The 24,685-nt window shown below is 42.3% G+C and carries 29 protein-coding genes and 2 pseudogenes; 12 read left to right on the forward strand and 19 right to left on the reverse strand.

The window, feature by feature from the left end:
- Together HT729_RS11995 and HT729_RS05335 are read left to right on the forward strand one after the other, a co-directional pair.
- Window positions 1-170: pseudogene (locus HT729_RS11995) on the forward strand (transposase); the annotation flags it as partial.
- Between the two features lie 16 nt (window positions 171-186).
- Window positions 187-327, forward strand: a pseudogene (locus HT729_RS05335) (helix-turn-helix domain-containing protein); the annotation flags it as partial.
- A 26-nt stretch (window positions 328-353) separates the two neighbouring features.
- Here the strand turns inward: HT729_RS05335 and HT729_RS12575 are convergent.
- The 4 genes from HT729_RS12575 to HT729_RS05350 form a co-directional block, all read right to left on the reverse strand.
- Window positions 354-590, reverse strand: a complete 237-nt coding sequence (locus HT729_RS12575) for a glycosyltransferase (protein ID WP_255209663.1) — start codon at window positions 588-590, stop codon at window positions 354-356.
- Between the two features lie 150 nt (window positions 591-740).
- Entirely contained in the window at window positions 741-839 is a 99-nt protein-coding gene (locus HT729_RS12580) for a hypothetical protein (RefSeq protein WP_001810144.1), read from the reverse strand.
- Window positions 840-1,391: 552 nt separating this feature from the next.
- Window positions 1,392-1,526, reverse strand: coding sequence for a hypothetical protein (locus HT729_RS12395; RefSeq protein ID WP_263595527.1), 135 nt, complete (start codon window positions 1,524-1,526; stop codon window positions 1,392-1,394).
- A 10-nt stretch (window positions 1,527-1,536) separates the two neighbouring features.
- Entirely contained in the window at window positions 1,537-3,081 is a 1,545-nt protein-coding gene (locus tag HT729_RS05350) for a peptide chain release factor 3 (protein ID WP_001025442.1), read from the reverse strand.
- 212 nt (window positions 3,082-3,293) lie between these two features.
- Between HT729_RS05350 and gatC the strand changes: the two genes are divergently transcribed.
- The 6 genes from gatC to nusB all read left to right on the forward strand — a co-directional run bounded on the left by gatC (window position 3,294) and on the right by nusB (window position 8,024).
- Entirely contained in the window at window positions 3,294-3,596 is a 303-nt protein-coding gene (gatC, locus tag HT729_RS05355) for an Asp-tRNA(Asn)/Glu-tRNA(Gln) amidotransferase subunit GatC (RefSeq protein WP_000705410.1), read from the forward strand.
- Window positions 3,596-5,062 carry an Asp-tRNA(Asn)/Glu-tRNA(Gln) amidotransferase subunit GatA gene (gene gatA, locus HT729_RS05360; protein ID WP_172931759.1) on the forward strand — a complete coding sequence of 489 codons (1,467 nt, stop codon included), beginning with the start codon at window positions 3,596-3,598 and terminating at the stop codon, window positions 5,060-5,062. The genes gatC and gatA overlap by 1 nt, the downstream gene beginning before the upstream one ends.
- Window positions 5,062-6,504: an Asp-tRNA(Asn)/Glu-tRNA(Gln) amidotransferase subunit GatB gene (gatB, locus tag HT729_RS05365; RefSeq protein WP_172931760.1), complete on the forward strand. Its 1,443-nt coding sequence runs from the start codon at window positions 5,062-5,064 to the stop codon at window positions 6,502-6,504. The genes gatA and gatB overlap by 1 nt, the downstream gene beginning before the upstream one ends.
- 130 nt (window positions 6,505-6,634) lie before the next feature.
- Entirely contained in the window at window positions 6,635-7,195 is a 561-nt protein-coding gene (gene efp, locus HT729_RS05370) for an elongation factor P (protein ID WP_000568643.1), read from the forward strand.
- 21 nt (window positions 7,196-7,216) lie between these two features.
- Entirely contained in the window at window positions 7,217-7,606 is a 390-nt protein-coding gene (locus tag HT729_RS05375; protein ID WP_000510576.1) for an Asp23/Gls24 family envelope stress response protein, read from the forward strand.
- Window positions 7,599-8,024, forward strand: a complete 426-nt coding sequence (gene nusB / locus HT729_RS05380) for a transcription antitermination factor NusB (protein ID WP_000203641.1) — start codon at window positions 7,599-7,601, stop codon at window positions 8,022-8,024. Before HT729_RS05375 ends, nusB begins: the two co-directional genes overlap by 8 nt.
- 266 nt (window positions 8,025-8,290) lie before the next feature.
- On the opposite strand, the gene HT729_RS05385 is transcribed toward nusB, so the two are convergent.
- The 13 genes from HT729_RS05385 to HT729_RS05445 form a co-directional block, all read right to left on the reverse strand.
- The gene (locus tag HT729_RS05385) at window positions 8,291-9,058 is read right to left on the reverse strand and encodes an acetyl-CoA carboxylase carboxyl transferase subunit alpha (RefSeq protein ID WP_172931761.1); all 768 of its coding nucleotides are present in this window, start codon (window positions 9,056-9,058) and stop codon (window positions 8,291-8,293) included.
- A complete protein-coding gene (accD, locus tag HT729_RS05390) occupies window positions 9,055-9,921 on the reverse strand; it encodes an acetyl-CoA carboxylase, carboxyltransferase subunit beta (protein WP_001173359.1) in 867 nt (288 codons plus the stop codon). The genes HT729_RS05385 and accD overlap by 4 nt, the downstream gene beginning before the upstream one ends.
- A 36-nt stretch (window positions 9,922-9,957) precedes the next feature.
- A complete protein-coding gene (gene accC, locus HT729_RS05395; RefSeq protein WP_172931762.1) occupies window positions 9,958-11,325 on the reverse strand; it encodes an acetyl-CoA carboxylase biotin carboxylase subunit in 1,368 nt (455 codons plus the stop codon).
- A gap of 11 nt (window positions 11,326-11,336) precedes the next feature.
- Window positions 11,337-11,759, reverse strand: a complete 423-nt coding sequence (gene fabZ, locus HT729_RS05400; protein ID WP_000565515.1) for a 3-hydroxyacyl-ACP dehydratase FabZ — start codon at window positions 11,757-11,759, stop codon at window positions 11,337-11,339.
- Window positions 11,756-12,241 carry an acetyl-CoA carboxylase biotin carboxyl carrier protein gene (accB, locus tag HT729_RS05405; protein ID WP_001052244.1) on the reverse strand — a complete coding sequence of 162 codons (486 nt, stop codon included), beginning with the start codon at window positions 12,239-12,241 and terminating at the stop codon, window positions 11,756-11,758. Before accB ends, fabZ begins: the two co-directional genes overlap by 4 nt.
- Before the next feature lie 2 nt (window positions 12,242-12,243).
- Window positions 12,244-13,479, reverse strand: a complete 1,236-nt coding sequence (gene fabF / locus HT729_RS05410; RefSeq protein ID WP_000774063.1) for a beta-ketoacyl-ACP synthase II — start codon at window positions 13,477-13,479, stop codon at window positions 12,244-12,246.
- A 21-nt stretch (window positions 13,480-13,500) separates the two neighbouring features.
- A complete protein-coding gene (gene fabG / locus HT729_RS05415; RefSeq protein WP_138700082.1) occupies window positions 13,501-14,232 on the reverse strand; it encodes a 3-oxoacyl-[acyl-carrier-protein] reductase in 732 nt (243 codons plus the stop codon).
- 33 nt (window positions 14,233-14,265) lie between these two features.
- Complete coding sequence (gene fabD / locus HT729_RS05420) at window positions 14,266-15,186, reverse strand: ACP S-malonyltransferase (RefSeq protein WP_023933124.1); 921 nt, start codon at window positions 15,184-15,186, stop codon at window positions 14,266-14,268.
- Window positions 15,179-16,153, reverse strand: a complete 975-nt coding sequence (fabK, locus tag HT729_RS05425; RefSeq protein WP_023936336.1) for an enoyl-[acyl-carrier-protein] reductase FabK — start codon at window positions 16,151-16,153, stop codon at window positions 15,179-15,181. The genes fabD and fabK overlap by 8 nt, the downstream gene beginning before the upstream one ends.
- 222 nt (window positions 16,154-16,375) lie before the next feature.
- The gene (locus HT729_RS05430; protein WP_000257838.1) at window positions 16,376-16,600 is read right to left on the reverse strand and encodes an acyl carrier protein; all 225 of its coding nucleotides are present in this window, start codon (window positions 16,598-16,600) and stop codon (window positions 16,376-16,378) included.
- A 58-nt stretch (window positions 16,601-16,658) separates the two neighbouring features.
- Window positions 16,659-17,633: a beta-ketoacyl-ACP synthase III gene (locus HT729_RS05435; protein ID WP_000852944.1), complete on the reverse strand. Its 975-nt coding sequence runs from the start codon at window positions 17,631-17,633 to the stop codon at window positions 16,659-16,661.
- Window positions 17,633-18,067: a MarR family transcriptional regulator gene (locus tag HT729_RS05440; protein ID WP_000386348.1), complete on the reverse strand. Its 435-nt coding sequence runs from the start codon at window positions 18,065-18,067 to the stop codon at window positions 17,633-17,635. The genes HT729_RS05435 and HT729_RS05440 overlap by 1 nt, the downstream gene beginning before the upstream one ends.
- 93 nt (window positions 18,068-18,160) lie before the next feature.
- On the reverse strand, window positions 18,161-18,946 hold the full coding sequence (locus HT729_RS05445) for an enoyl-CoA hydratase (protein ID WP_138705784.1): 786 nt from the start codon (window positions 18,944-18,946) through the stop codon (window positions 18,161-18,163).
- Between the two features lie 324 nt (window positions 18,947-19,270).
- On the opposite strand from HT729_RS05445, the gene HT729_RS05450 reads away from it, so the two are divergent.
- The 3 genes from HT729_RS05450 to serS all read left to right on the forward strand — a co-directional run bounded on the left by HT729_RS05450 (window position 19,271) and on the right by serS (window position 22,497).
- Complete coding sequence (locus HT729_RS05450; RefSeq protein WP_000869644.1) at window positions 19,271-20,635, forward strand: aspartate kinase; 1,365 nt, start codon at window positions 19,271-19,273, stop codon at window positions 20,633-20,635.
- Between the two features lie 2 nt (window positions 20,636-20,637).
- Complete coding sequence (locus tag HT729_RS05455) at window positions 20,638-21,009, forward strand: DUF956 family protein (protein ID WP_000079356.1); 372 nt, start codon at window positions 20,638-20,640, stop codon at window positions 21,007-21,009.
- A gap of 213 nt (window positions 21,010-21,222) precedes the next feature.
- Window positions 21,223-22,497, forward strand: coding sequence for a serine--tRNA ligase (serS, locus tag HT729_RS05460; RefSeq protein ID WP_172931763.1), 1,275 nt, complete (start codon window positions 21,223-21,225; stop codon window positions 22,495-22,497).
- 24 nt (window positions 22,498-22,521) lie between these two features.
- On the opposite strand, the gene HT729_RS05465 is transcribed toward serS, so the two are convergent.
- On the reverse strand, window positions 22,522-23,421 hold the full coding sequence (locus HT729_RS05465; RefSeq protein WP_000735985.1) for a TDT family transporter: 900 nt from the start codon (window positions 23,419-23,421) through the stop codon (window positions 22,522-22,524).
- A gap of 110 nt (window positions 23,422-23,531) precedes the next feature.
- On the reverse strand, window positions 23,532-24,080 hold the full coding sequence (locus HT729_RS05470) for a carboxymuconolactone decarboxylase family protein (RefSeq protein WP_050223066.1): 549 nt from the start codon (window positions 24,078-24,080) through the stop codon (window positions 23,532-23,534).
- Window positions 24,081-24,544: 464 nt separating this feature from the next.
- Here HT729_RS05470 and HT729_RS05475 point away from each other — a divergent pair.
- Window positions 24,545-24,685, forward strand: a 141-nt coding sequence (locus HT729_RS05475; RefSeq protein WP_172926349.1) for a transposase, incomplete at its 3' end; no start/stop codon positions are given.

Genomic DNA, 24,685 nt, shown 5'->3' on the forward strand with positions numbered 1-24,685 from the left:
TTGATCCCAAGAACATTTTGGATGAACTCTGCATCCAAGATAAACACTTTTTCTTACCTCTACCGCCTTATTCACCAGATTTGAATCCTATTGAGTAAGCTTGGGCTATCTTGAAAAAGAAAGTAACAGATTTATTAAGGGAAGTCCCAACTATTTTTGAATGTTTGGAACGCTTTTTAAAACTAAATGACTATAACAGCTATTGCCCAAGGAAAGAAAACAAAGAAACAAGCCTGTGTCGAACTTAATCTTTCTGAAAGACAAATCAATCGTCTGCTACTAGTCTATCAACAGAAAGGAAAAGAAACCTTCAGACACGGAAACAGAGAATTGGAAGATTTTTTATTTGTGTCTTAAATCAGGTCTTGCGTGACATTTTCTGCTCTCCACATACCATTGTTGATTAACAGAACACCAGAATTAAAATTATGTGTATAAAAATCATCTCTAACTGCAGCTAAGGGTATATCCGTCAAGTCCAAATCCCACAGCTCATCTATCGATTTTCTTACAACAATATCTAAATCCAAATACAGTACACGAGACTCGCTTACATACTTTGGAATAAAATACCTAAAAAAGCCGCATATGAAAGTCCCTCAAAGGGGAGACGATAACCTTTCAGAATACTACTGTCAATCTAAACATTCACAATCTCACTATTCAAAGTCTCTAGTCTTTTTTCCATCAATTGGAACCATTCTCGCGGAAGGTCATCATTAAAAACATAAAACTTAAGATTATAATAGATGAACACAAAGAGATTTTATTGTTGTTTCAACTTTATCCATATAAGCATTATCTGCACCTAAGACAATCGCTTTTTTCTCTTCTTTCACTCTTTATCTCATTTCTTTTTATTCCCATCATATGTTTCTACGTAACCATTATTTTCGCCTATTCGTTCGTAAAACCATACCAGTGGAGATTTTAGATGAAGTCCCATTACGGTTTACAATTTTTACATTACGACACGGAGTTTTACAAATCGATTTCATTTGCCAAACGTAGTTAGTAAGGCAGTTAGCTAGGCTACCTACTTTCTGCTACAACGGAAAAATCCACTAATCAATATTATTCGTGGATTTTTCCTAGTGAAGCGTTTAGGTAAGCCGATTGTTATACTACGACACGTAGTTTGACCAATCGATTCTATTTGCCAAACGTAGTTAGTGAGGCAGTTAGCTAGACCGCTCACTACCAGTTACGACGTAAAGTTTTACGAATAATATCGATTCGTAAAACTTTACTAGTGGAGCGCCTAGCCAAGTTCCATAGAAACTTGGCGTTAGTTACTTAGATTGTTACACAATCAAGTAACTTTACTGAACTACGACACTGAGTTTTACAAATCGATTCCATTTGTAAAACTCAGTTAGTGAAGCAGTTAGCTAGTTCGCTTCTTTCCCATTACGACGGAAAAGTCCACGAATCGATACCATTCGTGGATTTTTCCTAGTGAAGCGTTTAGGTAAGCCGCCATAGCGGTTACCGTCAAATGACAGCAACTTTATGTTGCTAGTCATTTGTAACGATTTACATCTTCTCTTCCAACTCTACATCTGGATACTTGTCCGCAAACCAACGGAGAGCAAAGTCATTTTCAAAGAGAAAGACTGATTGGTCGAAACGGTCTTTAGCCAAGATATTGCGGCTTGATGACATGCGTTCATCCAAGTCCTCAGGTTTAATCCAACGAACGGTCTTTTTACCCATTGGGCTCATGACCACTTCTGCATTGTACTCGCCTTCCATACGGTGCTTAAAGACTTCAAACTGAAGTTGACCAACAGCTCCCAGCATGTACTCGCCTGTTTGGTAATTCTTATAAAGCTGAATAGCTCCTTCTTGCACCAATTGCTCGATTCCCTTGTGGAAAGATTTTTGTTTCATAACGTTCTTAGCAGATACTTTCATGAAAATTTCAGGAGTAAAGGTTGGCAGCGGTTCAAACTCAAACTTGTTTTTTCCAACTGTCAAAGTGTCACCAACCTGATAAGTACCTGTATCGTAAACCCCGATGATATCACCTGCCACGGCATTGGTTACATTCTCACGACTTTCCGCCATAAACTGAGTCACATTCGACAGTTTAGCCCCCTTACCAGTACGAGGCAGGTTAACACTCATACCGCGCTCAAATTCACCAGATACGATACGGACAAAGGCAATGCGGTCACGGTGACGAGGGTCCATATTGGCTTGGATTTTAAAGACAAATCCTGAAAAATCCTTGTCGTAAGGATCCACAATTTCGCCATCTGTTTTCTTGTGTCCATGTGGTTCTGGAGCAAACTTAAGGAAAGTCTCAAGGAAGGTCTGCACACCAAAATTTGTCAAAGCCGAACCGAAGAAGACAGGTGTCAATTCTCCAGCAAGGATAGCTTCCTCTGAAAACTCATTTCCAGCTTCATTTAAAAGTTCAATATCATCTTTTACCTGCTCGTAGAAAGGATTGCTGCTAAAAAGCTTGTCCCCATCTTCTAAACTGGCAAAACGCTCATCCCCCTTATAGAGCTCCAAGCGTTGGTTATAGAGGTCATAGAGCCCTTCAAAAGCTTTCCCCATCCCGATTGGCCAGTTCATCGGATAGCTCGCAATACCCAAGACTTCTTCCAATTCTTGCAAGAGGTCCAGTGGCTCACGACCGTCACGGTCTAGCTTGTTCATAAAGGTAAAGACTGGAATACCACGGTGTTTGACAACTTCAAACAATTTCTTGGTCTGCGCCTCGATACCCTTGGCAGAGTCCACGACCATGACCGCAGCATCCACCGCCATCAAGGTACGATAGGTATCTTCTGAGAAATCCTCATGCCCTGGTGTGTCAAGGATATTCACGCGCTTGCCATCGTAGTCAAACTGCATCACAGATGAAGTAACCGAAATCCCACGTTGCTTCTCGATATCCATCCAGTCAGACTTGGCAAAAGTCCCTGTTTTCTTTCCTTTTACGGTACCAGCCTCACGAATCTCGCCCCCAAAGTAGAGCAACTGCTCAGTGATGGTTGTTTTCCCCGCGTCTGGGTGAGAGATGATGGCAAAGGTACGACGTTTCTTAATTTCTTCTTGAATATTCATAAGTTCTCTTTCTTTGATTCTCTATTTTTCTTGTTTCAATAGCTAAGAATGATTTTTACATTAGATTTTACCATTCCTTTCAACACTCCATTATATCGGATTTTAGCATTTTTTTCAATTTCTATTTCTTTTCACTTCCCCCTCCCTTATTTATAGGAAAATATGGTAAAATAGAACAGACTAAAAATCATCATTTCACGAAAGGATGTAAGATGAAAATTACGCAAGAAGAGGTAACACACGTTGCCAATCTTTCAAAATTAAAATTCTCTGAAGAAGAAACTGCTGCCTTTGCAACGACCTTGTCTAAAATTGTTGACATGGTTGAATTGCTGGACGAAGTTGACACAACTGGTGTCGCACCTACTACGACCATGGCTGACCGCAAGACCGTACTCCGCCCTGATGTGGCTGAAGAAGGAACAGACCGTGATCGCTTGTTTAAAAACGTACCTGAAAAAGACAACTACTATATCAAGGTACCAGCTATCCTAGACGATGGAGGAGATGCCTAATGACTTTCAACAATAAAACCATTGAAGACTTGCACAATCTCCTTGTCTCTAAGGAAATTTCTGCAACAGAATTAACACAAGCTACGTTTGAAGATATCAAGTCTCGCGAGACAGCTATCAACGCTTTTGTTACCATCGCTGAAGAGCAAGCTCTTGTTCAAGCTAAAGCCATTGATGAAGCTGGAATTGACACTGATAATGTCCTTTCAGGAATTCCGCTTGCAGTAAAGGATAACATCTCTACAGACGGTATTCTCACAACCGCTGCCTCAAAAATGCTCTACAACTACGAGCCGATCTTTGATGCAACTGCGGTTGCTAATGCAAAAGCCAAGGGCATGATTGTCGTAGGAAAAACTAACATGGACGAATTTGCCATGGGTGGTTCTGGTGAGACTTCTCACTACGGAGCAACTAAAAATGCTTGGGACCACAGCAAGGTTCCTGGTGGTTCATCAAGTGGTTCAGCTGCAGCTGTAGCCTCAGGACAAGTCCCCTTGTCACTTGGTTCTGATACGGGTGGTTCCATCCGCCAACCTGCTGCCTTCAACGGGATCGTTGGTCTCAAACCAACCTACGGAACAGTTTCTCGTTTCGGTCTCATTGCCTTCGGTAGCTCATTAGACCAAATCGGACCTTTCGCACCAACTGTTAAGGAAAATGCCCTCTTGCTCAACGCTATTGCCAGCGAAGATGCTAAAGACTCTACTTCTGCTCCTGTCCGCATCGCCGACTTTACTTCAAAAATCGGCCAAGACATCAAGGGCATGAAAATTGCTTTGCCTAAGGAATACCTAGGCGAAGGAATTGATCCAGAGGTTAAGGAAACAATCTTAAACGCGGCCAAACACTTTGAAAAATTGGGTGCTATCGTCGAAGAAGTCAGCCTTCCTCACTCTAAATACGGTGTTGCCGTTTATTACATCATCGCTTCATCAGAAGCTTCATCAAACTTGCAACGTTTTGACGGTATCCGTTACGGCTACCGCGCAGAAGATGCGACTAATCTTGATGAAATCTATGTAAACAGCCGTAGCCAAGGTTTTGGTGAAGAAGTGAAGCGCCGTATCATGCTGGGTACTTTCAGTCTTTCATCAGGTTACTACGATGCCTACTACAAGAAGGCTGGACAGGTCCGTACACTTATCATTCAAGATTTCGAAAAAGTCTTCGCGGATTATGATTTGATTTTGGGTCCAACTGCTCCAAGTGTTGCCTATGACTTGAATTCTCTCAACCATGACCCAGTTGCCATGTACTTAGCCGACCTATTGACCATACCTGTAAACTTGGCAGGACTTCCTGGAATTTCGATTCCTGCTGGATTCTCTCAAGGTCTACCTGTCGGACTCCAATTGATTGGTCCCAAGTACTCTGAGGAAACCATTTACCAAGCTGCTGCTGCTTTTGAAGCAACAACAGACTACCACAAACAACAACCCGTGATTTTTGGAGGTGATAACTAATGAACTTTGAAACAGTCATTGGACTTGAAGTCCACGTAGAGCTCAACACCAATTCAAAAATCTTCTCACCTACTTCTGCCCACTTTGGAAATGACCAAAATGCCAACACTAACGTGATTGACTGGTCTTTCCCAGGAGTTCTGCCAGTTCTCAATAAAGGGGTTGTCGATGCCGGTATCAAGGCTGCTCTTGCCCTCAATATGGACATCCACAAAAAGATGCACTTCGACCGCAAGAACTACTTCTACCCTGATAATCCAAAAGCTTACCAAATTTCTCAGTTTGATGAGCCAATCGGCTACAACGGCTGGATTGAAGTCGAGCTAGAAGACGGTACGACCAAGAAAATCGGTATCGAACGCGCCCACCTAGAGGAAGATGCTGGTAAGAACACCCACGGTACAGATGGCTACTCTTATGTTGACCTCAACCGTCAAGGGGTACCATTGATTGAGATTGTATCTGAAGCCGACATGCGCTCGCCAGAAGAAGCCTACGCTTACCTAACAGCCCTCAAGGAAGTTATCCAGTACGCTGGCATTTCTGACGTTAAGATGGAAGAAGGTTCTATGCGTGTGGATGCCAACATCTCTCTTCGTCCTTATGGTCAAGAGAAATTCGGTACCAAGACTGAGTTGAAGAACCTCAACTCCTTCTCAAATGTTCGCAAAGGTCTTGAATACGAAGTTCAACGTCAAGCTGAAATTCTTCGCTCAGGTGGTCAAATCCGTCAAGAAACACGCCGTTACGATGAAGTTAACAAGGCAACCATCCTCATGCGTGTCAAGGAAGGGGCTGCAGACTACCGTTACTTCCCAGAACCAGACCTACCTCTCTTTGAAATTTCAGATGAGTGGATTGAGGAAATGCGTACAGAGTTGCCGGAGTTTCCAAAAGAACGCCGTGCGCGTTATGTATCTGACCTTGGTTTGTCAGACTATGATGCCAGCCAGTTGACCGCTAATAAAGTCACTTCTGACTTCTTTGAGAAAGCTGTTGCCCTCGGTGGCGATGCTAAACAAGTCTCTAACTGGCTCCAAGGGGAGGTTGCTCAGTTCTTGAATGCTGAAGGTAAAACACTGGAACAAATCGAATTGACACCAGAAAACTTGGTTGAAATGATTGCCATCATCGAAGACGGTACTATTTCATCTAAGATTGCCAAGAAAGTCTTTGTCCATCTAGCTAAAAATGGCGGTGGCGCGCGTGAATACGTGGAAAAAGCAGGTATGGTTCAAATTTCAGATCCAGCTATCTTGATCCCAATCATCCACCAAGTCTTTGCCGATAACGAAGCTGCTGTTGCCGACTTCAAGTCAGGCAAACGTAACGCCGACAAGGCCTTTACAGGATTCCTTATGAAGGCAACCAAAGGCCAAGCCAACCCACAAGTTGCCCTTAAACTACTTGCACAGGAATTGGCGAAGTTGAAAGAAGATTAATATGTAAAAGAAACCAGCCTTGAGGTTGGTTTTTTCTCCCCTACCATCTCCCAATAACTATTTTGGCTTTATTTCCAGAAGATTTTATGGTAAAATGAAGAGTAATAATATTTATTAAAGAGGTAAAAACATGATTGAAGCAAGCAAATTGAAAGCTGGTATGACATTTGAAACTGCAGACGGAAAATTGATCCGCGTTTTGGAAGCTAGCCACCACAAACCAGGTAAAGGGAACACAATCATGCGTATGAAATTGCGTGATGTCCGTACTGGTTCTACATTTGATACAAGCTACCGTCCAGAAGAAAAATTCGAACAAGCTATTATCGAAACTGTTCCAGCTCAATACTTGTACAAAATGGATGAAACTGCCTACTTCATGAACACTGAAACTTACGACCAATACGAAATACCAGTCGTAAATGTTGAAAATGAGTTGCTTTACATCCTTGAAAACTCTGATGTGAAAATCCAATTCTACGGAACTGAAGTAATCGGTGTAACTGTACCAACTACTGTTGAATTGACAGTTGCTGAAACACAACCATCTATCAAAGGTGCTACTGTTACAGGTTCTGGTAAACCAGCAACTATGGAAACTGGACTTGTTGTCAACGTTCCTGACTTCATCGAAGCTGGACAAAAATTGATCATCAACACTGCAGAAGGAACTTACGTTTCTCGTGCCTAATCTCTAGAAAGAGGTCATTCTATGGGAATTGAAGAACAATTTGGCGAAATCGTTATCGCTCCACGTGTACTTGAAAAAATTATTGCCATCGCAACTGCTAAAGTTGAGGGTGTCCACTCATTTTCAAATAAATCCGTATCTGACACCCTATCAAAACTCTCTCTTGGTCGTGGTGTCTACTTAAAAGAAAGCAATGAAGAACTAACTGCTGACATCTACCTCTACCTTGAGTACGGTGTGAAAGTACCAAAAGTGGCTCTTGCTATTCAAAAAGCGGTCAAAGATGCTGTCCATGATATGGCTGATGTGGAACTTTCTGCTGTCAATATCCATGTTACAGGAATCGTTCCAGATAAAACACCAAAACCTGAGTTGAAAGATCTATTTAACGAGGACTTCCTCAATGACTAGTCCATTATTAGAATCTAGACGCGAACTTCGTAAATGCGCTTTTCAAGCTCTTATGAGCCTTGAATTCGGTACAGATATGGAAACGGCTTGTCGCTTTGCCTACACACATGACCGTGAAGATGCAGATGTGCAAATCCCAGCCTTTCTTCTAAACTTGGTTTCTGGTATCCAAGCTCAAAAAGAAGAGTTGGATAAACAAATCAACCAGCACCTCAAGTCAGGCTGGACAGTTGAACGTTTGACTTTGGTCGAAAAAAACTTACTACGCTTGGGTATCTTTGAAATCACATCATTTGATACACCTCAGCTGGTAGCAGTCAATGAAGCCATTGAACTTGCCAAGAATTTTTCAGATCAAAAATCAGCCCGTTTTATCAATGGATTGCTTAGTCAATTTGTAACTGAAGAAAATGAATAATCAAAAAGGTGTTCGGTCTTCCAGGCACCTTTTGACTTTCCCCTCTGCACAGAGTAAGAACCACATAAAAACTAGAACTGGCAGTCAGTTCTAGTTTTTGCGTATTCTAAAGAATTATACTCAATGAAAATCAAAGAGCAAACTAGGAAGCTAGCCGTAGGCTGCTCAAAACACTGTTTTGAGGTTGTGGATAGAACTGACGAAGTCAGTGACATATATACGGCAAGGCGAAGCTGACGTGGTTTGAATTTGATTTTCGAAGAGTATTAGTATTTTCTAAACCGTTGATAGCGCTCTTCCAACAACGCTTCTAACGGTTTTTGTGAAAGTAGAGCTAGCTCAGCTTGGAGTTCTTTTTTAACATTCTTAATCAGTTCTTTGCTAGAAAGTCCTGCTTCAGAAATCACCTTGTCTACTACGTCCATTTCTAACAGTTCGTGTGAAGTGATTTTCATCAGTTCTGCTGCTTCCATGGCACGAGTTCCGTCCTTCCATAAAATGGAAGCAAAGCCTTCTGGACTGAGAATAGCATAGATAGAATTTTCCAGCATCCAAACACGGTCTGCGACTGCTAGAGCCAAAGCCCCACCTGAACCACCTTCACCGATAATGATAGCGATAATAGGAACTCTCAGATCACTCATTTCCATGAGATTGCGAGCAATAGCTTCTCCCTGTCCACGTTCTTCCGCACCGACACCAGGATAGGCACCTGCTGTATTGATAAAGGTCACAACTGGACGGCCAAACTTTTCAGCCTGTTTCATCAACCGTAGGGCCTTGCGGTAGCCTTCTGGATGCGGTTGACCAAAATTCCGCTTGAGATTATCTTGTAAACTCTTGCCTTTTTGGATACCAACCATTGTTACAGCTTGGTCTCCAAGCCAGCCGATACCACCAACAACTGCACCATCGTCACGAAAAGAACGGTCACCGTGTAATTGGATAAATTCATCAAAAATGCCTGTCGCAAAGTCCAAGCTTGTCAAGCGACTCTGCTCACGCGCTTCTCTGACTATTTTTGCAATATTCATCTAGAACTCCCTCCATGCAATCTGACTAGGCTAGCAATGGTATCTGGCAAGTCTCTTCTTTTAACGATAGCATCCACAAAGCCATGTTCCAATAGGAATTCTGCCTTTTGGAAATCCTCAGGCAAGCTTTCACGAACCGTATTTTCAATGACACGACGCCCAGCAAAACCGACCAAGCTCTGTGGTTCAGCCAGAATGATATCACCTTCCATAGCGAAAGAAGCTGTCACACCACCTGTCGTTGGATCTGTCAAAATGGTCAAGTAAAAGAGACCAGCATTTGAATGCCGTTTAACTGCTGCAGAGATCTTGGCCATCTGCATGAGACTCATGATTCCTTCCTGCATACGGGCTCCACCAGAGGCTGTGAAGAGGACAACTGGCAATTTTTCGACAGTCGCATACTCAAACAAACGAGTGATTTTTTCACCTACAACCGTACCCATAGAAGCCATGATAAAGTTGGAATCCATAATCCCAAGAGCCACAGTCTGACCTTTTATAAGAGCTGTTCCTGTCACAACGGCTTCATCCAGACCTGTTTTTTCACGCATAGTTGCTAGTTTCTTTTGATAACCAGGGAAATGCAAGGGATCCTTGCTTTCAATCCCTGTAAACAATTCCTTGAAGGTTCCCATATCAATCGTCAAAGCCAAGCGTTCTTGGGCAGAAATACGAAAGGTGTAGCTACAATGTGGACAGATACGCTCACTTCCCAGATCCTTCTGATAGATGGTATGCTTACAGCCTGGACACTGGGAAAATAATTCATCTGGAACCTCTGGCTTAGCTTGAGGTTTTTCCCTAACCGAACGATTGGGATTGATTCGAATATACTTATCTTTTTTACTAAATAGAGCCATTGATTCCCCTTTTCGGTTTAAACTCTTGAAGTCATTTTATTCTTTTTCTTGATATTTGGGTAAGAAGGTTTCCATTAAGAAGGAAGTATCGTAATCTCCAGCAATGACATTGCGATCTGAAATGAGGTCAAGCTGGAAATCTGCATTGGTCTGCACCCCTTCAATCTCTAATTCATAGAGGGCACGTTGCATTTTCATCAAGGCATCAAAACGGTTTTCACCGTGTACGATGATTTTGGCAATCATACTATCATAATAAGGCGGAATGGTATAACCTGGATAAACTGCTGAATCCACGCGCAAGCCAACTCCACCACTTGGTAGATAGAGATTAGTAATCTTACCTGGACTTGGAGCAAAGTTAAAGGCTGGATTTTCTGCATTGATACGACACTCGATGGCATGACCGCGTAGGACAATATCTTCTTGCTTAACAGACAGAGGTTGACCTGCCGCAATGCGAATCTGTTCCTTAACGATATCCACACCTGAAACAAATTCTGTTACTGGATGTTCTACTTGTACACGAGTATTCATTTCCATGAAATAGAAATTGCCACTGGCTTCATCAAGAAGAAACTCAATGGTCCCTGCATTTTCATAGCCAACAGACTCCGCCGCTCGAACAGCAGCAGAACCGATTTCATGACGCAGCGTTTTCCCGATTGCAATCGAAGGACTTTCTTCCAAAACCTTTTGGTTGTTCCGTTGTAGAGAACAATCCCGTTCCCCCAAGTGGATTACATGTCCGTGTTCATCTCCTAGAATTTGAACCTCGATGTGACGAGCTGGATAGATAACCCGTTCTATGTACATGGCACCATTGCCATAATTGGCCTTGGCTTCACTAGAGGCAGTTTCAAAGGCTGAAACAAGGTCTTCTGGTTTTTCAACCTTACGAATCCCTTTACCACCACCACCTGCTGAAGCCTTGAGCATAACAGGATAGCCAATTTTTTCAGCAACAATCAAGGCCTCCTCAGAGTTATGCACTTCTCCACCTGAACCTGGAATAACAGGCACACCAGCCTTAATCATCTGAGCACGCGCATTGATTTTGTCCCCCATCATATCCATAACATGACCAGATGGACCGATAAATTTGATGCCCACTTCTTCACACATAGTTGCAAATTTGGAATTTTCACTGAGAAACCCAAAACCGGGGTGAATGGCTTCTGCCTCAGTCAAGACTGCAGCTGATAGAACCGCATTAATATTGAGATAAGACTCAGTTGCCTTACCAGGACCGATACAAACCGCTTCATCTGCCAAAAGCGTATGAAGGGCTTCCTTATCAGCAGTTGAATAGACTGCTACGGTCGCAATCCCCAATTCACGCGCCGCACGGATAATACGAACCGCAATTTCACCACGATTGGCAATTAAAATTTTTCGAAACATGGAGAACCTCCTTAGTTCCCAATTGCAAAGGTAAGAGTACCACTAGCTGCAAGCTTGCCATCCACTTCAGCCTTTGCTTCAACCACGGCTATGGTGCCACGACGTTTTACAAAAGTCGCTGTCATAACCAATTGGTCGCCTGGTACAACTTGCTTCTTGAATTTGACCTTATCCATACCAGCGTAAAAGACCAGTTTTCCTTTATTTTCAGGTTTTGACAACTCCAACACACCAGCTGTTTGCGCCAAGGCTTCCATGATCAGAACACCTGGCATAACTGGGTATTGAGGAAAGTGACCGTTAAAGAAAGGCTCGTTGATGGTCACATTTTTTATGGCAACGATGGTATCCTCGCTCACTTCCAAGACACGATCCACTAGGAGCATAGGATAACGGTGGGGAAGGGCTTCTTTGATTCCTTGAATATCGATCATTTGATTCGTACCAATCCTTTACCAAACTCAACCATTTCTTCGTTAGAAACGAGAATTTCCGTTACCACACCATCCTTAGGAGCTGGGATTTCATTCATGACTTTCATGGCTTCGATAATGACCAATGTTTGACCTTTTTTGACACTATCACCAACTGTAACGAAGGCAGGTTTATCTGGTCCAGCAGCCAAGTAAACCACTCCAACAAGTGGACTCTCTACAAGATTTCCCTCAGTAGCCACACTTGCTTCAGCTGGAGCTGGAACTTCTTCTGCTACAGTCTCTGCTGGAGCAGATGTAGGAGCTACTGGACTCGGTGTTGCTAGAACGGGTGCTGGAGCGACTTGAGTTGCAACTTCAGGCACAGGTCTCGCTTCATTCTTGCTAAACTGCAACTCATCCGTCCCATTTTTATAAGAAAATTCTCTCAAACTTGACTGGTCAAATTGAGTCATCAAGTCTTTAATATCGTTTAAATTCATACTTATCTATTCTCCCAACGTTTGAAAGCAAGAACTGCATTGTGGCCTCCAAAACCAAAAGTATTTGAAATAGCGTATGGAATTTCTTTCTCCAAGCCTTGTCCATAAACGACATTAGCTTCGATATAATCTGATACTTCACTTGTCCCAGCTGTCATTGGTACAAAGTTATGACGCATAGCTTCGATGGTGACGATAGCTTCTACTGCACCCGCAGCCCCCAGCAAATGTCCTGTAAAAGACTTGGTTGATGATACAGGTACTTCCTTACCAAGAACAGCTACGATAGCACCACTTTCTCCTTTTTCATTGGCAGGAGTTGACGTTCCGTGAGCATTGACATAGGCTACTTGCTCTGGAGAAATCTCAGCTTCTTCCAAGGCTAGTTTGATGGCCTTGATAGCTCCCTGACCTTCTGGATGTGGAGAAGTCATGTGGTAGGCATCACAAGTATTTCCGTAACCAACCACTTCAGCCAGGATAGTAGCTCCACGTTTTTCAGCGTGTTCAAGACTTTCTAGAACCAACATCCCTGAACCTTCACCCATAACAAACCCATTGCGATCCTTATCAAATGGGATCGAAGCACGAGTTGGATCCTCTGTAGTAGAGAGAGCTGTTAAGGCTTGGAAACCAGCGATGGCAAAAGGTGTGATAGAAGCTTCTGTTCCTCCCACCAACATCACATCTTGGAAACCAAACTTAATAGAGCGGAAGGCATCCCCAATCGCATCATTTGATGAAGAGCAGGCAGTATTGATAGATTTACAAACACCGTTTGCACCAAAACGCATGGCTACATTCCCAGAAGCCATATTTGGTAAAGCTTTTGGAAGAGTCATTGGTTTGACACGTTTGGGCCCTTTTTCATGAAGGCGAAGTACCTGATCTTCAATTTCCTTGATTCCACCAATACCAGATGCAACGATAACACCAAAACGATCCCTATTAAGAGCCTCTACATCAAGATTGGCATGATTTACAGCCTCTTGGGCTGCATACAAGGCATATAAAGAATAGTTATCAAAACGGTTGGTATCTTTTTTTACAAAGTATTTATCGAACGGAAAATCTTGGATTTCTGCCGCATTATGCACATCAAAATCACTATGATCAAATTTTGTAATGCCACCAATGCCGATTTTCCCAGTTGCTAAACTATTCCAAAATTCTTCTGGTGTATTTCCGATTGGAGATGTTACTCCATAACCTGTTACCACTACTCGATTTAGTTTCATTCTTTTCACCTCTAGCTTTCGCTACATACTTAAGCCACCATCAATGGCAACCACTTGACCAGTTAGATAATCTTGGCCTGCTAAAAATACTGTCAAATCTGCAACCTGCTCTGCCTGCCCAAATTCTTTCATCGGAATCTGAGCTAGTGTAGCTTCCTTAATCTTATCTGATAAGATAGCTGTCATATCAGACTCAATCATTCCTGGAGCAATCACATTGACTCGTATATTCCGACTAGCAACTTCACGTGCCACAGACTTGGTAAAGCCAATCAAGCCAGCCTTAGAAGCAGCATAGTTAGCTTGACCAATATTCCCCATCAAACCAACAACACTAGACATATTAATGATAGCACCTTCTCTAACTTTCATCATCGGTTTCAAGACTGATTGTGTCATATTAAAGGCACCAGTCAGATTGACCTTGAGCACTTTTTCAAAATCTGCTTCTGTCATCTTGAGCATAAGAGTATCTTGGGTAATCCCTGCATTGTTGACCAAAACATCTACTGAACCCAGTTCTGCAATAGCTTGATCAATCATACGCTTAGCGTCTGCAAAATCTGATACATCTCCTGAAATGGGAACCACCTTGATACCATAGTTTGAAAACTCAGCGAGCAATTCTTCTGAGATTGCCCCACGACTGTTTAAGACAATGTTGGCTCCTGCTTGAGCAAACTTGTGGGCGATGGCAAGACCAATTCCACGACTCGAACCTGTAATAAAGATATTTTTATGTTCTAGTTTCATTTTTTTCCTTTCAAAACTTCTACTTATTTTAGTCTATTTTTCTAAAAGTGCTACTAAACTCGCTTGATCTTCCACATGAGCTAAGTGAGCAGTTTGATCAATTTTTTTAACAAAACCTGACAAGACTTTCCCCGGTCCAATCTCGATAAAGTTGCTTATGCCTGCTTCTTGCATGACCCCAATACTTTCATAGAAACGAACGGGTTCCTTGACCTGACGCGTCAAGAGCTGAGCAATGTCCTCTTTTTGCATCACAGCAGCTTCTGTATTGCCGACTAGGGGACAAGTAAAATCTGAAAAACTTACCTGAGCTAGAGTTTCAGCTAGTTTCTGGCTAGCAGGTTCAAGGAGAGCGGTGTGAAAGGGACCTGACACCTTGAGAGGAATCAAGCGTTTGGCACCTGCTTCTTGCAAAAGTTCAACCGCTCGATCAACTGCAACCACTTCTCCAGCAATGACGATTTGTGCAGGTGTGTTATAGTTGGCTGGAGTAACCACTCCGAGTTCAGAAGCTTTTTGACAGGCTTCTTCAATGACCTCTACTGGCGTATTGAGAACTGCTACCATCTTGCCAGAGTCAGCAGGAGCCGCTTCTTCCATATAGGCTCCACGCTTAGCTACCAAGGCAACCGCATCTTCAAAATCCAAGGCGCCGCTTGCCACCAAGGCAGAGTATTCTCCAAGAGATAAACCAGCAACCATATCAGGCTGATAGCCCTTTTCTTGCAATAAACGGTAGATAGCAACCGAAGTCGCTAGAATGGCTGGTTGCGTATAGCGGGTCTGATTGAGTTTGTCTTCTTCCCTATCGATGAGATAACGCAAATCATAACCGAGCACCTGACTCGCTCGATCAATCGTTTCTTTGACAATAGGGTAGTGATCATAGAGATCCCGTCCCACCCCTAGATACTGGGCACCTTGACCAGCAAATAAAAAGGCTGTTTTAGTCATTTCTTACAACTCCTGCCCAGCGAGAGGCTTCTTCTTGAATTTTCTTAGCTGCTCCGTAATACAAATCTTTTAGGATTTCTTCAGCTGTTTCTTCTTTAGAAACAAGCCCTGCGATTTGACCTGCCATGACAGAGCCACCATCCACATCACCGTGAACAACTGCTTTGGCTAGGGCGCCTGCTCCCATTTGTTCAAAGATTTCTAAATCAGGATCTTCCTGCTTAAAGGCATCTTTTTCAGCCAGTTCAAAATCTCTAGTCAACTGATTTTTAATAGCACGAACAGCATGACCAAAGTGCTGAGCTGAAATCGTAGTATCAATATCCCTTGCTTTTAAAATTTTCTCCTTGTAGTTTGGATGGGCATTCGACTCTTTTGCAACTACAAACCGTGTCCCCACCTGTACAGCCTCTGCACCTAGCATAAAGCCAGCCGCAGCACCTTCACCATCCGCAATTCCTCCTGCAGCAATAACAGGAATAGATACAGCTGTGGCTACCTGTCGCACCAAGGTCATGGTTGTTAATTTACCGATATGCCCCCCAGCTTCCATTCCTTCTGCAATAACAGCGTCTGCACCGATTTTTTCCATGCGTTTAGCTAAAGCAACACTAGGAACGACAGGAATAACGATTATCCCAGCTTCATGGAAACGTTCCATGTATTTACCAGGATTTCCTGCACCTGTTGTCACTACCTTAACACCTTCCTCGATAACGAGATCTACAATATCTTCCACAAAGGGAGACAAGAGCATGATGTTGACACCAAAGGGTTTATCCGTCAATGATTTGATCTTATCAATATTTGCCTTGACAACTTCTTTCGGGGCATTTCCCCCACCGATAATCCCTAGTCCTCCAGCTTTAGAAACAGCCCCTGCCAAATCACCATCAGCAACCCAAGCCATTCCTCCTTGAAAGATAGGATAATCAATGTTCAATAATTCTGTAATACGCGTTTTCATAGTGCCTCCATCGTTTCTTGCTTACGTAATAGTTCGATACTGTCATAATTTGACAATCAAACTATTGCCTAAACAAGAGGGAGCGGGTTTCCCTACTCCTTCTATCTATATTCTGCTTATACTCTTCGAAAATCAAATTCAAACCACGTCAGCGTCACCTTGCCGTACTCAAGTACAGCCTGCGGCTAGCTTCCTAGTTTGCTCTTTGATTTTCATTGAGTATTATTTTGTTTGCTCTTCAACGTAGGCAACCAAGTCACCAACTGTTTTCAAGTCATCTTCTGCTTCGATTTGGATATCAAAAGCATCTTCGATTTCTGAGATTACTTGGAACAAGTCCAATGAATCAGCGTCCAAATCATCAAAAGTTGATTCAAGTGTTACTTCTGATGCATCTTTTCCAAGTTCTTCAACGATAATTTCTTGTACTTTTTCAAATACTGCCATGATAGGACTCCTTTAAAATAAATAGTTTTTTATAACAATGTGTTCACCACATGATTACCTAAATTGTAAGAATGAGCGTGCCCCAGGTCAAGCCTCCACCGAAGCCTGATAGAAGAACAGTCTGGCTACCATCTAAAGGGATGAGACCTTGTTCTACACACTCTGAAAGTAAAATCGGGATACTGGCTGCACTGGTATTGCCATATTCCATCATATTGGCTGGAAGTTTGTCTCGGTCAACACCAATTTTTCTAGCCATCTTATCCAAAATACGGATATTAGCCTGATGCAATAGCAGATAATCCAAGTCTGTCGCCTCTATAGGAGATTCTTCAATAGTCTGCTTGATAGACTTGGCTACATCTCGAATGGCAAAATCAAAGACTGCGCGTCCATCCATCTTCAAAAATGAATCTGCACTTTCTTGATCTGAAAATGGAGAATGCAAACCTGAATGCCCATAAGTTAAACACTCACTGCGACTTCCATCGCTATTGAGACTCTCAGCTAAGAAATTCTCTTGCTCGCTAGCTTCTAACAAGACACCACCAGCACCATCTCCAAACAACACAGCTGTTGATCGATCCGACCAATCGACTGCCTTAGAGAGGGTTTCACTACCAATCACCAAGCCTTTTTGAAAGCGACCAGAAGCGATAAACTTTTCAGCAGTTGAAAGAGCAAATACAAATCCACTGCAAGCCGCGGTTAAGTCAAAAGCAAAGGCTTTATTAGCACCAATATTAGCTTGAACACGAGCAGCTGTAGAGGGCATCATCGAATCTGGAGTAATGGTAGCTAGGATGATAAAATCCAGTTCCTCTCCTATTATTCCAGCTTTTGCCATCAGTTTCTTAGCAACTTCCGTAGCCAAATCACTGGTAGATTCTGTTCTTGAAATATGCCTTTGTCGTATTCCCGTTCGACTTGAAATCCACTCATCATTGGTATCCATAATCTGAGCCAAGTCGTGATTTGTAACCACTTGCTCTGGCACATAATGAGCAACCTGGCTTATTTTTGCAAAAGCCATTATTTCAAATCCTCCAAAAATTGGTAAAGATTAGTCAAACCTTTGCTCATAACATCAATTTCTTCCTCGCTCATGCCATCAATAATTTTTTCTACCATGGCCTTGTGGAAGCGTTTATGCAGTCTATGGATCAAGCGCCCCTTCTTTGTCAAATGCAGATGCACCACACGACGATCCTGTTCTGACCGAACTCGCTCAATGTAGCCCTTACGCTCTAAATTGTTCAAACTTGTCGTAACAGTTCCAAGAGTTACCATCAACTCTTTTGACACTTGACTTGGAGTCACATCTGGAGCCTTACCGATGACATCAATCGTATGCATTTCTTTGATGGAGATATCCTTAAAACGACTACCTCTCAAGTTCACTTCCTCAATTACAAGGACATTGTTAAATATAGATGTTAAATATTCATTGATTCGTTGGTAGTCCATTTTTCATATCCCTCCTTCTTCAAAAAACTTTTACAATCAAAACATTTGACAGAAAGAATTATATCAAAATTCAAAGAATGATGCAAGTATTTTTTATTTTCCTGTAAATTTAGGTCTTCTTCTCTCCGAATGAGCTCGCACTCCTTCTTTGAAATCCTCTGTTTGAGCTAAGGATTTCTGTAGGTTCAGTTCTAAAGTAGCGTAACCCTGCCAGTCTTTAAACTGGCTCTCCCAAACCAACTTCTTAATGGCAGCATAGGAATTACTTGAAGCACGTCTTAATTTTTTAAGAAGCTGTTCTCTCGTCTTTTCAAGTTTTTCAGCTTCAGAAACGCGGTAAACCAACCCCCATTCTAGGGCTTTTTCTGCCGTTAAAGCCTCTCCTGTCATAGCTAATTGAGCAGCACGCGTCACACCGATACTGCGGCTCAAGAGATGAATTCCCCCTGCATCTGGAGCCAAACCAACACCAACAAAGGCTTGGATAAACTTAGCCTTATCCGTCGCCAAACAGAAATCTGCCGCAACAGCCATATTCGCTGCGGCACCTGCAACAGCACCGTCAACTTCCATTAAAACAGGTTTGGCTATTTGCTTGATTTTATAAGAAATCGTATTGACCAACTCTGCGATTTTTGTCAATGATGGAATATCATCCTCATCCACTGCCCGCTTCATCTCTACCAAATCTCCCCCAACTGAGAAGACCTTTCCATTGGCATTGATTAAGATAAAATGCACAGCTGGATTTTCTTCTGCCAAAGTCAGAGCTTCTAAAATCTCCTCACACATGGGAATATGAAAACCATTTGCGACCTCAGGACGGTTTAAAGTAATAATTGCCAAATCCTCTTCAAGCTGATAAATAATATGTTCCATCTGGACTCCTTTTTATTTTATAAGCAGTCTATACTCTTCGAAAATCTCTTCAAACTACGTCAACTTCCATCTGCAACCTCAAAGCAGTGCTTTGAGCTGACTACGGCTAGCTTCCTAGTTTGCTCTTTGATTTTCATTGAGTATTGAATTATTTTATTTTCAAAGTATATCTTTTTTAGGAGCAGAAAGCAAGAAAAAATCGACTGAAAGTGTCTCAGCCGATAAGAAAGGCGCGCTTTATCCTATAAAGCATCTTATTTTCTTCATTGAAAAAAGCCTTTCTTTCTGCTATAATCGTATAAAATACTTACTTTAGGAGTTCTTATGAAAGTTGTTAAATTTGGAGGTAGCTCTCTTGCCTCTGCTGGTCAATTAGAAAAAGTTTTAAACATCGTTAAAAGCGATTCAGAGCGTCGTTTTGTAGTCGTTTCTGCGCCTGGTAAACGCAATGCTGAAGATACTAAGGTTACGGATGCCCTGATTAAATACTACCGCGACTATGTTGCGGGTAACGATATTAGCAAGAGCCAAAGCTGGATTATCGACCGCTATGCTGCTATGGTTAGTGAATTGGGACTAAAACCAGCTGTGCTAGAAAAAATTTCTAAAAGCATTCACGCCTTGGCCACTCTTCCTATTGAAGAAAATGAATTTCTCTACGATACTTTCCTAGCAGCCGGTGAAAATAACAATGCCAAATTGATTGCTGCCTACTTTAACCAAAATGGTATCGATGCACGCTATATGCACCCTAGAGAAGCTGGGATTGTGGTCACAAGTGAACCTGGTCACGCTCGCATCATTCCATCAAGTTATGACAAGATTGAAGAATTGACAAACACCAATGAAGTCCTTGTCATTCCTGGTTTCTTTGGTGTCACTAAGGAAAATCAAATCTGTACTTTCTCACGTGGAGGATCAGACATTACAGGTTCTATCATTGCTGCCGGTGTAAAAGCCGACCTCTATGAAAACTTTACGGACGTTGATGGTATCTTTGCAGCCCACCCTGGAATCATTCACCAACCACACTCGATTCCTAAGTTAACCTACCGTGAAATGCGCGAGTTGGCCTATGCAGGCTTCTCAGTCCTTCATGACGAGGCTCTTCTTCCTGCCTACCGTGGAAAAATTCCTCTGGTTATCAAGAATACCAACAACCCTGACCATCCGGGTACTCGTATCGTTCTAAAACACAGTAGTGATGAATTTCCAGTTGTGGGAATTGCTGGTGACTCAGGCTTTGTCAGCATTAACATGTCGAAATACCTCATGAACCGTGAGGTTGGATTTGGCCGCAAGGTTCTGCAAATCCTGGAAGAACTTAACATCGGTTGGGAACATATGCCAACAGGTATCGACAATCTTTCTATCATTCTCCGTTCTCGCGAACTAACTCCCATCAAGGAAGAAGAAATCCTGCGTCAGTTGGTTCAAAAGGCTAAAGTAGATCATGCAGAAATCGAACACGACCTTTCTATCATTATGATTGTTGGTGAAAAAATGAAGAGCCATATCGGAGTGACTGCTACTGCGACACGCGCTCTATCTGAAAACAAAATCAACATCCAGATGATGTCTCAAGGTTCTAGTGAAGTTTCTATTATGTTTGTTGTCAATAAAGACCAAGAGAAAGCAGCAATTAAAGCCCTCTACAATGCCTTTTTTGGAGAAAGTAAGGAAGACTAAGCATGGCTCAATCACTTAACAAAACAGTACTCCTCAGTACGACAGGCACTTCCTACCTCTCTATCGCTGGGAAAGTTGGGAAATTCCTTGTCGGAGATCAGGCTTTGGAATTTTACCCCGATGTCAATGTTGAACAATTTATCCAGATTCCTTGGAGCCATATCAACCAAATTGGAGCCAATGTCACTGGGCGGAAAATCAGTCGCCACTTCGAAGTCTTTACAGACAAAGGAAAATTCCTCTTTGCTTCAAAAGACTCAGGTGCCATTCTCAAAATTGCTCGTGAAAAACTGGGTAATGACAAGGTCATCAAACTTCCGACCCTGATTCAGACAATTGGTCAAAAATTTAAAAATCTATTTGCAAAAAAGTAGAAACTTTAGTATAATCATAGCAACGGATAAGTAGGTTATCTTCTTCTTTCAGAAAGTCTGCGGATGCTGCGAGCAGATAGGAGGGATAGGTGAAATTCTACCGTTAATAACAATTACATACACAATCAAGTGCACACCTGTGAAGTTGGATGGAACCGTGGCCCTGCCACTCCAACGCTTTGTCAGGTGTGCTTTTTTCATAAAGGAGTTCTTATGTTAGATATCAAACGTATTCGTACAGACTTTGATGCTGTCGCAGAAAAATTGGCTACACGTGGTGTAGATGCTGCTGTCTTAAACGAGATGAAAGAAATCGATGCTAAACGTCGTGATATTTTGGTCAAGGTTGAAACTCTCAAGGCTGAACGCAACACAGTTTCTGCTGAGATTGCCCAAGCCAAACGCAACAAGGAAAATGCAGATGACAAGATTGCTGCCATGCAAACTCTATCTGCTGAGGTTAAAGCCTTGGATGCTGAATTGGCAGAAATCGATGCTAAATTGACAGAATTTACTACTACTCTTCCAAACATCCCTGCTGACAGCGTTCCTATTGGGGCTGACGAAGATGACAATGTGGAAGTTCGTCGTTGGGGCACTCCACGCGAGTTCGATTTCGAGCCAAAAGCTCACTGGGATCTTGGTGAAGACCTTGGTATCCTCGACTGGGAACGCGGTGGCAAGGTAACAGGCGCTCGCTTCCTCTTCTATAAAGGCCTCGGTGCTCGTTTGGAACGTGCTATCTACAACTTTATGTTGGACGAGCATGGCAAAGAAGGTTATACTGAAGTCATCACGCCTTACATGGTTAACCACGATTCTATGTTTGGGACTGGTCAATATCCAAAATTCAAGGAAGATACTTTTGAACTCAGCGACAGCAATTACGTCCTTATTCCTACAGCTGAAGTTCCTCTGACAAACTACTACCGTGATGAAATCCTTGACGATAAAGACCTGCCAATCTATTTCACTGCTATGAGCCCATCATTCCGTTCTGAGGCTGGTTCAGCTGGTCGTGATACTCGTGGCTTGATTCGTTTGCACCAATTCCATAAGGTTGAAATGGTTAAATTTGCCAAACCAGAAGAATCTTACGAAGAATTGGAAAAAATGACAACCAACGCTGAAAACATTCTTCAAAAACTTAACCTTCCATACCGTGTCGTTGCGCTCTCTACTGGAGATATGGGCTTCTCATCTGCGAAGACTTACGACTTGGAAGTGTGGATTCCAGCCCAAAATACCTACCGTGAAATCTCAAGCTGTTCAAACACAGAAGATTTCCAAGCCCGTCGTGCCCAAATCCGTTACCGTGATGAATCAGATGGCAAGGTGAAATTGCTCCATACCTTGAACGGTTCTGGACTTGCAGTTGGACGTACAGTGGCTGCTATTCTTGAAAACTACCAAAATGAAGATGGTTCCGTGACCATCCCAGAAGCACTTCGTCCATACATGGGTGGAGCTGAGGTCATCAAACCATAAAAAATAAGGTTTAGCTATTTCTAGCTAGACCTTTTTTCGTAACCAAATCAGATAAGCACCTAGTACAAAGAATAAAATAGTTAGGCATATAATGGTTTCAGCCAATACTAGGTAATCCAGAAATGGAAGTTTCAAAATTCCCTGAGCCATCTTGAGCGAAGTAGCTGTGATAATGGTTGGGAAGGTGAGGGCTGAGAAGGCTGGTTGAAAGCCTTGTTTTAAAATATTGGGCAGGCGAGTCAAAACAAAGAAAAAGAAGAACTGGGAAGCCAAAATCATGGCAATCAAGAGCCAAGTCGGTAGGCTGGCTCCTCCAACTCGAACTAGGGAAGCCAAGAGTAGAGAGAAAGGAGCACAGTAGATACCTTCTTGCCCAAGCAAGGCTAATGGGAGTGGATTTTTCTTTAAATCGCTATAAATAAGCGGATAGAGATAGAAGGTTAGGAGAAAACCAAAACTCAAGGTCGCATAGGCAATTTCGATGATACCTACAAGAGGATAGGTTAAAGCAGCCACTGCTATCCCTACATAGAGAACAGTCCAACTTGGAGTCGCATTGACTCTCTTACCTGGACAAGCAAACTTGATGGTGAAACCAGCAATCAAGGCCAAATCCAAGAGAAATGAACACCACCAGAGTCCTTGCGCAACCAAAGGAAGATGAGGGAATACGCGAAAGACATAGGTCGATAAAATCATCCCAGCCATGGGAAAGGTGGCCATTCCTGATAAAAGAGGGGGCTTGGTCAACTCTTGCTTGGTTTCTTTCCAATTAAAAAGATGCAGAAGCAGAAAGTAAATCCACAAAATCAAACCTGTCAGACTCAATAGATGGGACAGAACCGGCAACGTATCTAAAACGAGATTTCCAGCTCCTGCCAAACCTAGCAAACAACCTGAAAATACTAAGGGGAGTTTTTTCATCCTAACCTCCAATAATCATGTTAGTTTCAGTATAGCATAAAAGCGCTTAAATGAGGGGATAAAAAACGAAGTCCGTTGATTTCAGACTTCATTTTTTACTCAGATATGAATTAAGCATAAGGTTGCAATTCTGGGTTAATTGGGGTATTGGCTAGGTTGTTGGCATAATTACAGAGGCTTGCTAGGCTGACACCAAGGACTACATCCAAGGCATTTTGTTGCGTGTAGCCAGCTTCTAAAAACTCAGCCAAGGCTTCATCTCCTACACGACCCTTGGTATTGATAACTGCCAAAGTAAACTTAGCTAGGGTATCCAATTTAGGATCTGTTTCAATTGGAGTACGATTGCGAAGAGCTTGAATCAAGTCATCATTCATCTGGATTTGTTTGATGGAAAAGGCTGTGTGACCTGCGACACAGAAGGCACAACCATTGGTCACGGCTGCCGTGATTTGCACCACTTCACGCTCAACGGGTGTCAGGCTGTTGCGACGGTTGATAGATGCGACAGTTCGGTAGGCTTCTAAAGCAGTCGGTGCATTGGCCAAGAGACCGATTAGGTTGGGAATATAGCCATTGTTGTCTTTTTCTACTGTTTCAAGAACTTCTTTCACTTCTGCTGGTGCTGATTCTACTGTATGGATTGTAAATGTTGTCATAAGATACCTCTTTTCTTGTTATTGACACTAGTATATTGGAAAATCTTATAAAATCCTGATTCCTAAGTTTATTTAAGACAAAGGTTTATTCTCTCATAAGATTTTCGTTGTATATTATACTCTTCGAAAATCAAATTCAAACCGCGTCAGCGTCGCCTTACCGTACTCAAGTACAGCTTGCGGCTAGCTTCCTAGTTTGCTCTTTGATTTTCATTGAGTATTAGTTTATCACACTTCCAATCATTTGCATAATATATATTATATATCAGCTTGATAAAAATCATTTATAGGCAAAAAAATCACACGCCATGTGTGATTTCATTATTATGGCTTCAAGCCAGTTTTTCTCGTAGAGAAAAACAAGAAAACCACCAGCTATGCTGGTGGCTGACAAGGCTTCTAGCTTCCATTTATTTTTCCAAGTATAATCTAATTGTTCAGGTTAGATAAAGGAGGAAAAATAAATGGCTAAAACCAGTTACAGTTTATCACATACTAAATGGATGTGCAAATATCATATAGTTTTTACACCTAAGTATCGCCGTAAGGCGATATATTACAAAGTCAGGTCGGATTTGATAGATATTATTAAACATCTATGCGGT

It is taken from the genome of Streptococcus sp. 79 (assembly GCF_013277425.1).
Classification (GTDB): domain Bacteria; phylum Bacillota; class Bacilli; order Lactobacillales; family Streptococcaceae; genus Streptococcus; species Streptococcus pseudopneumoniae.

Bases quoted from the DNA above. Each gene is read 5' to 3' on its own strand.
- HT729_RS05350 (WP_001025442.1), bottom strand. From the start codon at position 3,081: ATGAATATTCAAGAAGAAATTAAGAAACGTCGTACCTTTGCCATCATC.
- HT729_RS05440 (WP_000386348.1), bottom strand. From the start codon at position 18,067: ATGGACTACCAACGAATCAATGAATATTTAACATCTATATTTAACAAT.
- HT729_RS05470 (WP_050223066.1), bottom strand. From the start codon at position 24,080: ATGACAACATTTACAATCCATACAGTAGAATCAGCACCAGCAGAAGTG.
- HT729_RS12395 (WP_263595527.1), bottom strand. From the start codon at position 1,526: ATGACTAGCAACATAAAGTTGCTGTCATTTGACGGTAACCGCTATGGC.
- accC (WP_172931762.1), bottom strand. From the start codon at position 11,325: ATGTTTCGAAAAATTTTAATTGCCAATCGTGGTGAAATTGCGGTTCGT.
- HT729_RS05435 (WP_000852944.1), bottom strand. From the start codon at position 17,633: ATGGCTTTTGCAAAAATAAGCCAGGTTGCTCATTATGTGCCAGAGCAA.
- nusB (WP_000203641.1), top strand. From the start codon at position 7,599: ATGACTAGTCCATTATTAGAATCTAGACGCGAACTTCGTAAATGCGCT.
- gatC (WP_000705410.1), top strand. From the start codon at position 3,294: ATGAAAATTACGCAAGAAGAGGTAACACACGTTGCCAATCTTTCAAAA.
- accD (WP_001173359.1), bottom strand. From the start codon at position 9,921: ATGGCTCTATTTAGTAAAAAAGATAAGTATATTCGAATCAATCCCAAT.
- HT729_RS05375 (WP_000510576.1), top strand. From the start codon at position 7,217: ATGGGAATTGAAGAACAATTTGGCGAAATCGTTATCGCTCCACGTGTA.
- HT729_RS05385 (WP_172931761.1), bottom strand. From the start codon at position 9,058: ATGAATATTGCAAAAATAGTCAGAGAAGCGCGTGAGCAGAGTCGCTTG.
- HT729_RS05450 (WP_000869644.1), top strand. From the start codon at position 19,271: ATGAAAGTTGTTAAATTTGGAGGTAGCTCTCTTGCCTCTGCTGGTCAA.
- fabD (WP_023933124.1), bottom strand. From the start codon at position 15,186: ATGACTAAAACAGCCTTTTTATTTGCTGGTCAAGGTGCCCAGTATCTA.
- efp (WP_000568643.1), top strand. From the start codon at position 6,635: ATGATTGAAGCAAGCAAATTGAAAGCTGGTATGACATTTGAAACTGCA.
- HT729_RS05430 (WP_000257838.1), bottom strand. From the start codon at position 16,600: ATGGCAGTATTTGAAAAAGTACAAGAAATTATCGTTGAAGAACTTGGA.
- HT729_RS05465 (WP_000735985.1), bottom strand. From the start codon at position 23,421: ATGAAAAAACTCCCCTTAGTATTTTCAGGTTGTTTGCTAGGTTTGGCA.
- fabK (WP_023936336.1), bottom strand. From the start codon at position 16,153: ATGAAAACGCGTATTACAGAATTATTGAACATTGATTATCCTATCTTT.
- HT729_RS05455 (WP_000079356.1), top strand. From the start codon at position 20,638: ATGGCTCAATCACTTAACAAAACAGTACTCCTCAGTACGACAGGCACT.
- gatA (WP_172931759.1), top strand. From the start codon at position 3,596: ATGACTTTCAACAATAAAACCATTGAAGACTTGCACAATCTCCTTGTC.
- serS (WP_172931763.1), top strand. From the start codon at position 21,223: ATGTTAGATATCAAACGTATTCGTACAGACTTTGATGCTGTCGCAGAA.
- fabG (WP_138700082.1), bottom strand. From the start codon at position 14,232: ATGAAACTAGAACATAAAAATATCTTTATTACAGGTTCGAGTCGTGGA.
- fabF (WP_000774063.1), bottom strand. From the start codon at position 13,479: ATGAAACTAAATCGAGTAGTGGTAACAGGTTATGGAGTAACATCTCCA.
- HT729_RS05445 (WP_138705784.1), bottom strand. From the start codon at position 18,946: ATGGAACATATTATTTATCAGCTTGAAGAGGATTTGGCAATTATTACT.
- fabZ (WP_000565515.1), bottom strand. From the start codon at position 11,759: ATGATCGATATTCAAGGAATCAAAGAAGCCCTTCCCCACCGTTATCCT.
- accB (WP_001052244.1), bottom strand. From the start codon at position 12,241: ATGAATTTAAACGATATTAAAGACTTGATGACTCAATTTGACCAGTCA.
- gatB (WP_172931760.1), top strand. From the start codon at position 5,062: ATGAACTTTGAAACAGTCATTGGACTTGAAGTCCACGTAGAGCTCAAC.